Genomic DNA, 13,221 nt, shown 5'->3' on the forward strand with positions numbered 1-13,221 from the left:
ATCGTGCGCTCCGTCTTTTCTTACTTACAAAAATTAAACCGATAAACAATGAAGAAAAGTGTATTAGTTGCAAGCGCTGTCGGTATGATAGCTCTTGCCTCCTGCGGCGGAGGGAAAAAAGCCGAAAGCGCCGATACGGCGGCGACCGATTCTGTTCCTACGGCTCAGGCCGCTCCTGAATACCGGACGTTAAACTTGCCGACTGTCGATCTGGCAAAATTTGCCAAAGATAAAGACGGATGGATTACGCTGTTCGACGGCAAGACGTTCGATGGTTGGCGCGGTTACGGACGCGAAGACATGCCGGCTCGCTGGACGATCGAAAACGGTTGTATCAAGATGACCGGCTCGGGCAAGGGAGAAGCCGGTGCGGAAGATGGCGGAGACATTATCTTCGCTCACAAGTTCAGCAACTTCGAACTTGAGCTGGAATGGAAAGTCGACAAAGGCTCTAATTCCGGTATTTTCTATATGATTCAGGAAGTAGAATCCCCCGATGAACAAGGTAATTGGAAGACCCAGCCTTCGTATATCTCTGCTCCCGAGTATCAGATACTTGACAATGCGAATCATCCGGATGCCAAGTTAGGCAAAGACGGTAACCGTCAGTCAGCATCGTTGTATGACATGATTCCGGCCAATCCCCAGAATTCAAAAGTGTTTGGAGAATGGAACAAGGCAAAAATCATGTGCTACAAGGGTACGGTGGTTCATTATCAGAACGATGAGGCCGTGGTGGAATATCATTTATGGACTCCGCAATGGACAGAAATGCTGCAAAAGAGTAAATTCAGCCAGGAAAAATGGCCATTGGCATTCGAGTTGCTCAACAATTGCGGCGGGGAAAACAGAGAAGGATTCTTCGGATTACAGGATCATGGCGATACGGTATGGTACCGAAACATCCGAATTAAAGTCTTAGAATAAATTTCTCCCTTTAATTCATAATTCTTACGACAAAGAGGGTGTACTCCAACAGGCACACCCTCTTCTTTCAGAACAACAAACAACATTATTAACAGATCGTCATTTCGTCGCTACGAAATCCAGATCGCTTAAATCTTTGTCTTTAATCGAATATGGTGTGGCCTTCGATGTGTGCTTCTTCTTATATTTGATCGTATATTCCTTATCTCCTTTAAACGTTTTTACCAGCACGGTCAGCGTGGGTTCTTTACTTTCCAGTTTCAATTTGGACAAATCAAAAGCCGCCAACCCTTTACGTCCATAGCGCTGCGGATCCCCATATGCATGATGACGGAGCTCGAAAACGTAGGGATTGTCTCCCTTCGGACGATGTATAAGGTTGATATAATGTACTTTCGTGCCACCGTAGTTGAATCCGAACTGTACATTCAGATAACCATCACCCATCCACATATCCATGATTTTCAAAGGATCTTTTCCGTATCTCACATCCAGACTGTCGGGGTTGAACTGATCGACAAAAGGCTTGGTCAGAATGTTACGGATATCGTGTATCTGCACGGCATGGTTATATCCTTGAAACGAATCGGAAAGAATCGTATAATAAACGAATGCCCGTTGATTGGCTTTCGGTTTATAGTAAGGAGCTCGTGTGGCTGCCGGCCATAACGTTTTTCCATCGTCGAGGGTCAGCGAATAAATTCTTCCATTGTCTAAAGGATTTACGGTGGCCAACGAATACCATACATCCCCCAGTGAATAACCGTTATTATCCAGGTTACACGAATTTAAGAACAGGGCGATCATCACTCCGCCTGCACAGTTGAAAAATAATCTCTTTGTCTTCATCTCGTTTTTTTATTACAAAATTCATAAGCATGATGCGTATCACGGCTTCAATGTTGCATTGCTTCCTCTTAAATAATATTAAAAACAAAAAAAGTGCTATTTTTGCAGCCTTATACAATACAATGAGGATGAATCCTACGGATAGATCGCATTATCTTTTACATACGTTGCCCAATGGTCTGCGCGTTGTGCATTTTCCTACGGATGCAGCGATATCTTATTGCGGGGTTGCGGTGCATGCAGGTACGCGTGATGAGGCGTCGAACGAGTCAGGGCTGGCGCACTTCGTTGAGCACATGCTGTTCAAAGGTACGGTGAGGCGCAAGGCGTGGCATATCTTGAACCGCATGGAAGCCGTCGGCGGTGAGTTGAATGCTTATACTACGAAAGAAGAGACATTTATCTATTCCGTTTTTATGGAAGAACATTATCGCAGGGCGATTGAATTGTTGGCCGATATCGTAATCCGTTCGCAGTTTCCGGCACACGAGATTGAAAAGGAGCGAGAGGTGATTCTCGACGAGATCAGTTCGTATGAGGATATGCCTTCCGAATTGATTTTTGACGAATACGAGAATCTTCTTTTCGACGGTCATCCGTTAGGACGTCATATCCTGGGTAATAAGCGATCGATACGCACATTCGACACCAAGGCCGGCCGCTCGTTTTTAGAACGTTTCTACACGGCAGAGAACATGATTTTTTTCTCCATGGGACGTACGGATTTTCGGCGGATTGTACGCATGGCTGAGGTGTACTGGTCGGACCTCCCCGTTCATCCGGCGGTGCACAGGCGTGAACGGCCACGGCCGACTGTACCTCGGGAGTTGCGAAAGAAGAAGAAAACGCACCAGTCGCATGCCATCATCGGAGGGAGGGCATACGATATGTATGACAAACGCCGCACCTCGCTTTTCCTGCTCAATAACATACTCGGCGGCTCCGGGATGAACAGCCGTCTGAATGTGGCTCTGCGCGAAAAAAGAGGATTAGTCTACGAAGTGGAATCGAATCTTACGGGATATACCGACACCGGCGTGTGTGCCATCTATTTCGGGGCCGACCCGAAGAACCGTGAGAAGGTGCTTGAGCTTATCCGGCGTGAACTGAACGTATTATGTCGTACGCAGCTTACGACTACGCAACTGGCCGCCGCCCGAAAACAGGCCATCGGACAACTTGCCGTCGCCGGTGATAACCGAGAAAGTCTGTTTCTCGGATTCGGGAAGTCGTTTCTTCATTCCAGCCGATACGACTCTTTGAGGGAAGTTATCTGCCGTATCGAAGCCGTGACGGCCTCGCAGATTCTCGAAGCGGCCAATGAAATTTTTGCTCCCGAACGACTCTACTCGTTGATTTACGAGTAATACAACGTGCGAAGTACGAATCAGGATCATGGAAGGGCTTGCTGCTCAATCGCCCGAGAAGGTTCCGACGAGCACTTCACGATAGGCATTGAAGATTTTCGACTTCGAGACGAAGCCGATGTATTTCCCTTCTTCGTTGACGACCGGCAGATTCCATGCTTTCGTATCATCGAACATACGCATGATTTGTTCCATAGGCATCCCTTCGACGATTTTAGCCGGAGCCGAAACCATAAAGCGAGACACGTGGAAGCGTTCATACAATTCGGGGCGGAACATGATATTGCGGATATTGTCTACCAAGACGAGACCTAACAGTACGCCGTCTTTATTGACCACCGGGAACATACTTCGCGAGCTCTCCGCAATAGCGTTTTTCACGAGCTCCCCGAGGGTCATCTCCGGGCGCACGGGGATAAAATCCGTTTCGATCACGCTATTCACGGTCATCAGTGTCAGTACGGCCTTATCCTTATGATGTGTCAGGAGTTTTCCTTTTTGCGCCAGACGCATGGAATAAATGCTATGCGGTTCGAAGGCCCTGATCGTTGCGTACGAGCTGATCGATACGATCATCAGCGGAAGGAACAAATCGTACCCCCCCGTCAGCTCGGCGATGAGGAACACGCCCGTCAGCGGGGCATGCATCACGCCGGCCATGGTGCCGGCCATGCCCATCAGTGCAAAATTCTTTTCCGATAGTTCGATGGAAGTGCCGAAATAATTCAGTATATGAGAGAAAAGAAAGCCGGCAATGCATCCGATGTAAAGACTGGGCGCAAAGATGCCGCCGCACCCGCCTCCTCCGTTCGTGGCGGCTGATGCCAATACTTTGGTGAGCAGGATCAAACCCAGAAAGATGATGATACTCCAGTAACCGATATCGATCTGATGAAACGGACTGCGGTCGATCAGGTTCGCAAACCGTCCGTCGAGAAGCGATTCGATCGTGTCGTATCCTTCGCCGTAGAGCGGGGGGAAGAGGAACAGCAGGATGCTCAACATCGCTGCCCCCAGAATGAACTTTTGCCATTGCTGCGGGAGTTTGTGGTACCAGCCTTCGATACGGATCATGCTGCGGGTGAAATACAGGGAAACAATTCCGCAGAAAATGCCCAGCAGCAGCACGTATGGGATACGCCTGACGTAAAACGCCTCGGTCTGTGAAAACTGGAACATGGCCTCAGTGCCGGAAAAGATGTAAGACATGGTGGCAGCCGTTACCGATGCGATCAGTAGCGGCAGTACGGAGGTCATGGTCAGGTCGAGCATCAGCACTTCGATGACAAACACTAACCCGGCAATGGGGGCCTTGAAAATACCGGCTATGGCCCCGGCCGCTCCGCATCCGACGAGTAGCATCAGGGTCTTCTGTTCCATGCGAAAGAGCCGTCCCAAGTTCGAACCGATGGCGGCACCTGTCAATACGATGGGCGCCTCGGCGCCGACGGACCCCCCGAACCCGATGGTAACGGAGCTGGCTACTAACGAGCTCCATATGTTATGCGGTTTGATCCGGCTCTTGCGTTGCGAGATCGCATACAGAATTTTGGTGACGCCGTGGCTGATATCGTCGCGCACGATATAACGCACAAACAAACCGGCCAGCAAAATGCCGATAATCGGATAAACCAGCAACCAGTAGTTCGCTCCTTCCTGAAAATGTCCCATCAGCAGGTGCTGGATGGAATGGATGAGAAACTTGAGAAGCAGTGCGGCCATCGCGGCGGCGATTCCTACCAGAAAACTGATGAGAAGAATAAAGGAACGCTCTTTGATATGCTTTTCGCGCCAGAGCAGAAATTTATAAAATCGTCCTTCGTTTGTCAATGTTGTCAATTTATACTCCTTTCCCCGTAAATACAATCTTTACGGTATAGATTAAAATCGTAATATCGAGAGCCAGCGACATGTTTTCGTAATAGAGGATGTCGTAGGCGAGACGTTCGATCATCTTGTCGACTGTTTCGGCGTATCCGTATTTCACCATTCCCCACGAGGTGATGCCCGGACGGACATTGTGCAGGAGGTAATAATACGGTGCTTTGCGAACAATACGATCGATGTAATAGCGTTGCTCGGGACGAGGTCCGACGAGCGACATATCCCCTCGGAGCACATTCCAGAACTGGGGTAACTCGTCGAGGCGGTACTTGCGCAGGAAACGGCCGAACGGCGTCACACGCGTATCGTTCTGGGCTGTTAGCATCGGTCCCCGTTTTTCCGCATCGGCATACATCGTACGGAATTTATAAATCGTGAATGGCTTGCCCCTGTACCCGATACGTTCTTGCCGGAAAAGAACAGGACCTTTCGAGTCTTTCCGCACGCGCACAGCAATGTAGGCATAGAGCGGCGAGAGTAAAACGAGCGCAAGCAGGGACGCAATCTTGTCGGCCAGCCATTTGATGTTTTTACCGGCTTCGGAGAAGTTGTTACTTGTGACGTCGATCAGCGGAATGCCGTGTATGGTCTTCACCTCCGCACGGGTTAGCGGATTGTTTTTGTCTGCCCAGATTTTGATGGGACATTTGTAATGGTAAAGCGAGTAGAGGATGCGTATGGTCTCTTCGTGGCATTCGGGATCGGGAACGAGGATCAGTTCGTGTACCGGACTTGTGGCCATAAGTTCGGGTAAATCGTCGATGGTGCCGGCTATCTCCTGCGAATCGATAGTCGTATCGTCCGTCGCAGGGCCTTGTACGAAACCGAGCATCCGATAACCTAACCTTGTCAGATCGTCACACACCTGAAGCGCCTGCCGTCCCGTTCCGATGACTAACACATTCGTCGCCCATTTCCGTAGTTTCACCATATGAAGCGCATGACTCGTTATCAGATAACGGCACGTGTAGGTGAGAATGAACTGTAACGCACCGAACGAGAGGAATATCTTGTAATAGATTTCAAAAGAACGAGGCAGGTCGTTGAGGATGACGGAGAAAAAAATCAGAACGACTCCGATGGTAATGCTGACGAATGTCGTAAACCATTCGATAATACGCGACTTCCCGAAAGGACGGTTGTAGTACCCCGAAAGATAGTATAACGCAAGCCAGAAGAGTGGGATAAAGAGCTGCATTATAATGACCTGATGAAAGGTCAGAAACTGGCCTAAGGAATGAAAACCGTCGTACCGGGCTACCTCGTAGTAGCGAAGTATATTCATGAGACACCACACGATGACTGCCGTGACGAAATCGGAAAGGAGGTATTTCAGTCTCTGCCTGTGCCTGTTCATTATTCCCGTATTACTTGAATCAGTCCGCCCCGGCCGACTTTGACGATGCCTGACGGCCGTGCCTGTATCTGCTCCGTCTGTCGATAGCGGACAATGTAATCTGCTCCGTCACGGATCGATTGCGAGATGTCGCTGTAGGATGAGGGCGCAGGTTCCCCACTTTTATTGGCCGAAGTGGAAACGACGGGCCTGCGAAACCGTTCGCACAAATTGTGTGAGAAACGCTCGTGTGTGATGCGTATGCCTACGCTGCCGTCTTCACCTACCAAGTTGGGCGCTAAATTTTTGGCATTGGAATAAATGATGGTCAACGGCTTGTCGGATAGTTCGATCAGATCCCACGCCACATCGGGCACTTCGTCTACATAGCCGTTCAGCTTGGCAGGATTATCGACCAGTACCAGCATCGCCTTGTGGTCAGCGCGTTGCTTCAGTTCGTACACTTTACGCACAGCTTCTTCGTTCGTAGCGTCACAACCGATGCCCCAGATCGTATCCGTCGGGTAGAGAATCAGTCCGCCCGCCTGCAATACCCGGCATGCTTCTTTTAAATCGTCTGTTATGTTTTCAGTTATTTCTTCCATGCTTTTTAGAAAAGACAAAAATAGAAAAATATTAAATGAGCGCCAAAATTATACAGGAGAAACGGTGAGAGGCTTTGATGGCGGTTTCCGGTGAAGCGCGGGTAAGCCGATAAGATGAGGAAGTGCATCCGTTAAATTGGGTGGAGAATGCAGCAGTTCGGGAACTTTATTTATCCATATTCAAAAGTTTGGACACCATTTCGTTGAACCGGTCTACTTTGAATTTATAGCCGGCATATAAAATTCCTGTCGTATTGCTTTTTTTGAAGATAAATCGTCCGGTCTGAAGGATATCAAGCTCATTGTGCGCATGCAGTCCGATGAAAAAATTTTTATTGTAGTAACATGCCCCTAACCGTGCATAGTTGCATCCGCCGAACGTGGCTTTCCGGGTTACCCCTTCGTCATGAAGCATTTCGTAGCTGTAATGTTTGGCCGATAGCCCGATCATGTCCGAGACGAAGAGCACCCAATGTCGGCCTGCCACGAAGTTGTAAGAATATCCGGCGGCGACTTCGTACTTGAATAATTTCAGATAATCAATACCGACCATTTCCGCTGTCTGAGCTGCTTCATGTCCATCTTTCGGATTTGTTCCGAAGTTCATATCAAGCCGGTAATCCGAATAGGTAAGCGCAAAGGCGAAGGTGCCTGCACTTTTGATTTGCCGGTAGACGGGATTGATCGTGTTTCCGTATGCCATTTTTCGTCCGTTTGTAAAGATACTTACCTGCGCAGAGCGGGTGCGGAAATAACTTCCGCCCAACCGTGTTTCATCCGGTGCGGAGTCTTCGGAGTTCGAGGCGTGCAACTCTTTCAACCAATAGGCTTCGAGGTTGAGGGCGAAGAAACGTGTGTATGTATTGAAACTGAATCGTTCATTGCTGCTTTTGCGCGTTCTGTTCAAGCTGATACTGTATCCTCCGGAGAAGATGTTCCACCCTAAATCGAATCCGATGTATTCGAGTGGTTGGGAGCGAAACAATATTTCCTTGTTTCGGTTGCTCAGAGGTGAAATCCCGAGCCTTGGTGCCTGAATGGTGTTGATGATACGAACTTTGAGCATATTGCCTTCGTATTTCAGATAAGCTGAGTCTGGCTTGTTCTTTGCTCGCTGTCGGGCATATCTTGCGTACAGTTTGGAGGCGAAAGGGCTGAACGATTTCGTACCGTCGGGTTCTTGTGCATACAGTCTGTACGGGACGGTCAGCAGCATGGCTGCAATCACACAGGCAGAAAGTCGGTAAAAGCAGATATACGGTTTCGAACAACCGTGCTTCGTACCGCTTGCGCGAGTTGCCCGGTGTAAAAAAGAGAACCGGAGGTGAAACTCACCGAAGAAGTTCTTATACCCGAAGGTTACCGGGTAGCCTGTCTCTTTCAAGCGTCGAAGTTTATGGATCATCTCCGAAGATATCAAAAAGGCTGTGCCGAAAATTCATTCCGACACAGCCCGACCTTTGCTTACGGTCTGTTTATTTCAGCAACGATTTCGGATCGAGGTTGTTTTTCTCGATATCCTTGAAATAGTTGTACGTACCAACCTTGATCTCGGCACATGCGGCCTCGTCGCATACGATGATCCCCTTCGGATGCATCTGCAAGGCCGTGATCGTCCACATCTGGTTCACACCGCCCTCAATGGCCTGCTGCAAGGCGCGTGCTTTGTTATGACCGTTGGCGAGGATAACGACCTCTTTTGCGTCCATCACCGTTCCGACACCGACGGTAAGCGCCGTCTTCGGCACTTTATTCACGTCGTGGTCGAAGAAACGCGAATTGGCGATGATCGTATCGGTTGTCAACGATTTAATACGGGTACGTGATGTCAGCGATGACCCCGGCTCGTTAAAAGCGACGTGTCCGTCCGGCCCGATGCCGCCGAGGAACAAGTCGATTCCGCCTGCTTTACGGATACGTTCTTCGTAACTGGCACATTCGTCTTCGAGGTCTTTGGCATTACCGTCGAGGATGTTCACGTTCTTATCCTGAATATCGACATGGCTGAAGAAGTTCTTCTTCATGAACGTATGGTAGCTCTCCGGATGATCTTCGGGGATACCCACATATTCGTCCATGTTGAACGTAATCACATGTTGAAACGAGATTTTCCCACTCTTATAAAGGTGGATCAACGCTTTATACGTGCCCAGCGGCGACGAGCCTGTCGGCAGTCCGAGTACGAACGGTTTTTCGGCTGTCGGCTTGGCCTGATTCATTCTTGCGGCGATATAATTCGCGGCCCATTGAGATATTAACTCGTAAGTCGGTTCAATAATTACTCTCATGATGAATTATTTTGTATGATTTCAATCTGTTTCTTTTTCTTTGCCTTTTAACCCTACGTTTTTGAAGTACGTCTTTTGCACTTCAAACATACCTGTTTCAATCTCGCATATTTTGTCATAAGCTTCATTTACTTTTTGAGTCAATGCATTTTTTTGCTCCTCATCAAGAGTATCAAGGGTACAATATGCCAATAAAGCATCAGCTAAAGGACCTTTTACTGCATTTAAATAATCAGTGATTGCCTGATGAAAATCTTTAGCCTGTTCAGAAGGTTCGAGAGCATTTAATTTTTCGAAAGCGCTATCGATTTCTTTTTTTAAGTTATCTGAAACAGTCTCCGGTGTTTTGTTACGGAATTCGTTCATCGGATCATTTCTCATTTCGTAGGCTGTTTGTATATAGCCGTTTTTGAAATCGGCATATACACTTTCTACATAATGCTCTGTTATCCAATACACATTATTGCTAACTGTTTCGTTGTACACATACTCCTTATTTCCTCCCGTACAACTGCATAAACTGATTCCGATCCAAAGGGAAAAAGGTATAAAAGAAAATGTTTTCAAGAGGTTAAGCTTTTTATTTAGACAATATTTTTTCCGCCATCGACCGGCCGAGCGAAATGCATTCTGCTTCCGAACTGATGCTTTGTTTTTGCTCGACGGGGGTGCCGATACACTCCCATTTCATGCTCTCTCCGAATGTTCCCAGACGTTTGACGGCCGCACCGGCCCAGGTGAACGAACCGAAATAGCCATATACCCTGTTTTTGAGTTCGCGCAGTTCGATTTTCTGAAGCAATGCGTCGATTTCGGGGAACAGCTGATTGCTATAGGTCGGACTGCCGATAATCACGCCTCTGTAATTGAATAAGTCGCGCAGGATATAGGAGGAATGGCTTTTGCTCACGTTATGCATGGCAATGTTTTTGATGCCCCCTTCGGCTAATGCCGTCGCAATGGTTTCGGCCATCAGTTCGGTGTTTCCGTACATGCTTCCGTAAACGAGTGTCACCCCTTCGATGCCTTCGTAACGACTGAGACGGTCGTAAATCTCAATGACGCGACCGCGTTGTTCCGTCCAGACGGGGCCATGCGTCGAACAGATCATTTGAACATCGACTCCCGAAAGTTTCTGCAACGCTTTTTGCACCGGGCCGCCGTATTTACCAACGATGTTCGAGTAGTAGCGTATCATTTCACTCCAATAACGATCCGTATTCATCTCCGTATCAAGCACTCCTCCGTCGAGAGTGCCGAACGTACCGAAAGCATCGGCCGAGAATAATACGCGTTCCGTTTCTTCGTAGGTAAACATCACTTCCGGCCAGTGTACCATCGGTGCCATGTAGAATTTCAACTGATGTGTACCCAGATCGAGGCTCTCGCCGTCTTTTACCTCGTGCAGTCCTTCCGTGATGTTGTGATAGCCGGCCAGCATGCCGAACGTCTGTCGGTTTCCGACAATCTTCATGTCCGGATACTGCTGGCGCAGCAGGCGGATGCTGCCCGCATGGTCCGGCTCCATGTGACCGACAATGAGATAATCGAGCGTACGCCCGTTTAAAATCTTGGCGATTTTTTTGAAGAAGGTATCCGAGTAGCATATATCGACGGTATCGACCAGTGCGCTTTTCTCGCCGGCGATCAGGTATGAATTGTACGAAACGCCCCCCGGAAGCGGCCAGATGTTTTCAAACAAATGTTTTTGGCGGTCATTGACACCTACGTAATAAATATTTTTCGCAATAGCTTTCATATCGTGTATATTAGCCTCTATAGAGAGAATTAAACCGTTTGTGCCATGTTGGGTTTTATGATGTTGAGCCTCGAACGTCTCCATGCTCGTACGACGAAATAAATACCCGTCACGATGAACGGGATGCTCAGACATTGCCCCATATTGATCGGCATGGCTGCTTCGAAATCTTCCTGATTATTTTTCAGAAATTCGATAAAGAACCGTGCCGTAAAGATACAAATCATAAAGATGCCGAAGATTAAACCTTCTTTTTTCCATGCATCTTTCTTGAAGTAAAGCCACATGCAGAGTACGAACGTAAGCAGATAGCAGACGGCCTCGTAAATTTGTGTCGGGTGAGACGGCGCCGAGAAGATCGGCTCTGCACCTTGTCTCCATGCGTGCAAATTCTCAATGAACCGGAAGCCCCACGGCCGATCGGTGGGCAAGCCGTACACCTCGTGGTTTATCAAGTTGCCGATGCGTATCAGAGCGGCAACGAGCCCTGTCGGCACGACGAGTTTATCGAACGTCCAAAGCATGCTTTGTCGCGATACGTATTTGGAATAGAAATAGATTGCGACAATAATCCCGAGTACTCCGCCGTGGCTGGCCAAACCGCCTTCCCAGACTTTCAGGATCTCGATAGGATGCGACAGATAGTAGCCCGGATCGTAAAAAAGACAATGTCCGAGGCGTGCGCCGACAACTGTTCCGATCAGCGTATAATAAAGGAGCGGGTCAATCCATTTCGGATTGATGCTTTCACGTCTCCACATCCGTTCCACGATTTTATAACCGATTCCAAACCCGATGATAAACATCAGTGAATACCAGCGTATTTCTTTCGATCCGATGGTAAATATTGCAGGGTCTGCTGTCCAGGTGATATCTGATAACATTTTCTTATAAGCTGATCATTGAAGCCAATAGGCCGTCATTATTCGATAAATTGTTCGTATTTCTGTTGATTTGGATGCGCATTAAACGAGTTTTTTGATCCACTCTTCACAATCGCCCGGGAGCAGGTCGATCACCGGTATTTCGATCATCGTGTAAGCGCCGGGGGTCTGTTTCATCGATGCCCGGGCGGACGCCACGAGAATCTGAGCCGTCAAGGCGGGGTTGTTGATCCTCATATCGAATGTGATCTGTTGATTTTGTGTGTTGCCCGACGCGCCTTTGCGAACGAGATGAACGCCATGTCCCATGTCTTTTAAGTCTTCGACCGAATCGACTTGCATTACGTGCGTCTCGTCGTGCGCGAAATATTCGTCTTTCCTGATGGCCTCGGCCACGGCGGCAAAGTCATGTCCTTTGTCCAGCTCGATGTAAACCATCCGCCGATGAATGCCTGTCCCTAACGGAATAGTCATGCTCAAGGCGGCTTTAACCCCTTCGACGGCTTTGACGGCGACGGTATGCCCCATGCTCATGCCGGGCCCGAAGTTGGTGTACGTAATACCTTTCGGTACGATAGCCTGTAACAAGGCGCGAATGACGGAGTCGCTTCCCGGATCCCAACCGGCCGAGACGATGGATACAACGCCGCACTTTTTAGCTTCTTCGTCCAGAGAGCGACGCAGCGCAGCGATCCCGGTATGAATATCGAAGCTGTCGACGGTATTCATGCCGAGTGCGATTGCCTCTTTGGCGTAGGATTCAACCTGTCGGGTAGGAATGGCCAGAATGGCGACATCGACGCCATTCAGTTTTTTCAGAGCGTCCGTCACGAGACACCCTTTCAATTCTTCCGGAACGTCTTGCGGATGGCGGCGTACGATGCCCGCGATTTCAAAATCGGGAGCAGTCTTCAGCGCCTCCAGTACATATTTCCCAATATTGCCATATCCTACGATGGCTGTTCTTATTCTTTTCATTGTAACGTGAATCCGCACTTCTTCATCGGATGGTTTTTATTTCGGGCTTCAAAAGTATTCTTTTTTTGAACATTCTCCAAGCTTTCGAGCGAAAAATATGTATTTCCATCTTGATGACATTTTTTTGCCGCGAGGTATCCGGTTAGGCAGGCTTATTCGGAAGAAAAGGGCAAATCTTCCGAACGCTTCGGCGTTCGTCCTTGGGCCTCGGGCGGTGAGCCGACGGCCCTCTTATCGGGGTACATCCTGTTTTCCCAACGCTTCGCTTCGCTCCACATTGGGCTGAATTAATGCGCCCTTTCAGGGCTTTTAAAGCAGTCAGCGTTCAGCCCCTGCATTCCCCT

Annotated in this window: 12 protein-coding genes; 2 read left to right on the forward strand and 10 right to left on the reverse strand. The window is 48.6% G+C overall.

The genetic code is table 11. The features are described 5' to 3' along the window. The first annotated feature begins 48 nt into the window (after positions 1-48). Positions 49-927 (forward strand): 3-keto-disaccharide hydrolase, encoded by an 879-nt coding sequence (locus Tanf_RS03995; protein ID WP_046824980.1) that lies wholly within the window; start codon positions 49-51, stop codon positions 925-927. A 99-nt stretch (positions 928-1,026) separates the two neighbouring features. On the opposite strand, the gene Tanf_RS04000 is transcribed toward Tanf_RS03995, so the two are convergent. Beyond that, positions 1,027-1,776, reverse strand: a complete 750-nt coding sequence (locus tag Tanf_RS04000; protein WP_014225136.1) for a NigD1/NigD2 family lipoprotein — start codon at positions 1,774-1,776, stop codon at positions 1,027-1,029. A 122-nt stretch (positions 1,777-1,898) separates the two neighbouring features. Between Tanf_RS04000 and Tanf_RS04005 the strand changes: the two genes are divergently transcribed. Further along, a complete protein-coding gene (locus Tanf_RS04005) occupies positions 1,899-3,143 on the forward strand; it encodes a M16 family metallopeptidase (RefSeq protein WP_236684382.1) in 1,245 nt (414 codons plus the stop codon). Between the two features lie 45 nt (positions 3,144-3,188). On the opposite strand, the gene Tanf_RS04010 is transcribed toward Tanf_RS04005, so the two are convergent. The 9 genes from Tanf_RS04010 to Tanf_RS04050 all read right to left on the reverse strand — a co-directional run bounded on the left by Tanf_RS04010 (position 3,189) and on the right by Tanf_RS04050 (position 12,877). Beyond that, entirely contained in the window at positions 3,189-4,973 is a 1,785-nt protein-coding gene (locus Tanf_RS04010) for a chloride channel protein (protein ID WP_041591218.1), read from the reverse strand. Positions 4,974-4,983: 10 nt separating this feature from the next. Then, positions 4,984-6,384, reverse strand: a complete 1,401-nt coding sequence (locus Tanf_RS04015; RefSeq protein WP_046824981.1) for a sugar transferase — start codon at positions 6,382-6,384, stop codon at positions 4,984-4,986. Next, complete coding sequence (locus Tanf_RS04020; protein ID WP_041591219.1) at positions 6,384-6,947, reverse strand: L-threonylcarbamoyladenylate synthase; 564 nt, start codon at positions 6,945-6,947, stop codon at positions 6,384-6,386. Before Tanf_RS04020 ends, Tanf_RS04015 begins: the two co-directional genes overlap by 1 nt. Before the next feature lie 187 nt (positions 6,948-7,134). Continuing rightward, entirely contained in the window at positions 7,135-8,373 is a 1,239-nt protein-coding gene (locus Tanf_RS04025; protein WP_014225142.1) for a DUF4421 domain-containing protein, read from the reverse strand. A 70-nt stretch (positions 8,374-8,443) separates the two neighbouring features. After that, positions 8,444-9,256, reverse strand: coding sequence for a glucosamine-6-phosphate deaminase (nagB, locus tag Tanf_RS04030; RefSeq protein WP_046824982.1), 813 nt, complete (start codon positions 9,254-9,256; stop codon positions 8,444-8,446). A 21-nt stretch (positions 9,257-9,277) separates the two neighbouring features. Then, positions 9,278-9,823, reverse strand: a complete 546-nt coding sequence (locus Tanf_RS04035; protein ID WP_046824983.1) for a hypothetical protein — start codon at positions 9,821-9,823, stop codon at positions 9,278-9,280. Between the two features lie 13 nt (positions 9,824-9,836). Further along, on the reverse strand, positions 9,837-11,015 hold the full coding sequence (locus Tanf_RS04040; RefSeq protein WP_087879730.1) for an FprA family A-type flavoprotein: 1,179 nt from the start codon (positions 11,013-11,015) through the stop codon (positions 9,837-9,839). Between the two features lie 29 nt (positions 11,016-11,044). Then, positions 11,045-11,899, reverse strand: a complete 855-nt coding sequence (gene lgt, locus Tanf_RS04045) for a prolipoprotein diacylglyceryl transferase (RefSeq protein WP_014225146.1) — start codon at positions 11,897-11,899, stop codon at positions 11,045-11,047. An 81-nt stretch (positions 11,900-11,980) separates the two neighbouring features. Further along, positions 11,981-12,877 (reverse strand): diaminopimelate dehydrogenase, encoded by an 897-nt coding sequence (locus tag Tanf_RS04050; protein ID WP_046824984.1) that lies wholly within the window; start codon positions 12,875-12,877, stop codon positions 11,981-11,983. Positions 12,878-13,221 lie beyond the last annotated feature (344 nt).

It is taken from the genome of Tannerella forsythia (assembly GCF_001006485.1).
Classification (GTDB): Bacteria; Bacteroidota; Bacteroidia; order Bacteroidales; family Tannerellaceae; genus Tannerella; species Tannerella forsythia.

Coding starts and splice junctions, on each gene's coding strand:
- Tanf_RS04040 (WP_087879730.1), bottom strand. CDS start 11,015: ATGAAAGCTATTGCGAAAAATATTTATTACGTAGGTGTCAATGACCGC.
- Tanf_RS03995 (WP_046824980.1), top strand. CDS start 49: ATGAAGAAAAGTGTATTAGTTGCAAGCGCTGTCGGTATGATAGCTCTT.
- Tanf_RS04015 (WP_046824981.1), bottom strand. CDS start 6,384: ATGAACAGGCACAGGCAGAGACTGAAATACCTCCTTTCCGATTTCGTC.
- lgt (WP_014225146.1), bottom strand. CDS start 11,899: ATGTTATCAGATATCACCTGGACAGCAGACCCTGCAATATTTACCATC.
- Tanf_RS04005 (WP_236684382.1), top strand. CDS start 1,899: ATGAGGATGAATCCTACGGATAGATCGCATTATCTTTTACATACGTTG.
- nagB (WP_046824982.1), bottom strand. CDS start 9,256: ATGAGAGTAATTATTGAACCGACTTACGAGTTAATATCTCAATGGGCC.
- Tanf_RS04025 (WP_014225142.1), bottom strand. CDS start 8,373: ATGATCCATAAACTTCGACGCTTGAAAGAGACAGGCTACCCGGTAACC.
- Tanf_RS04050 (WP_046824984.1), bottom strand. CDS start 12,877: ATGAAAAGAATAAGAACAGCCATCGTAGGATATGGCAATATTGGGAAA.
- Tanf_RS04000 (WP_014225136.1), bottom strand. CDS start 1,776: ATGAAGACAAAGAGATTATTTTTCAACTGTGCAGGCGGAGTGATGATC.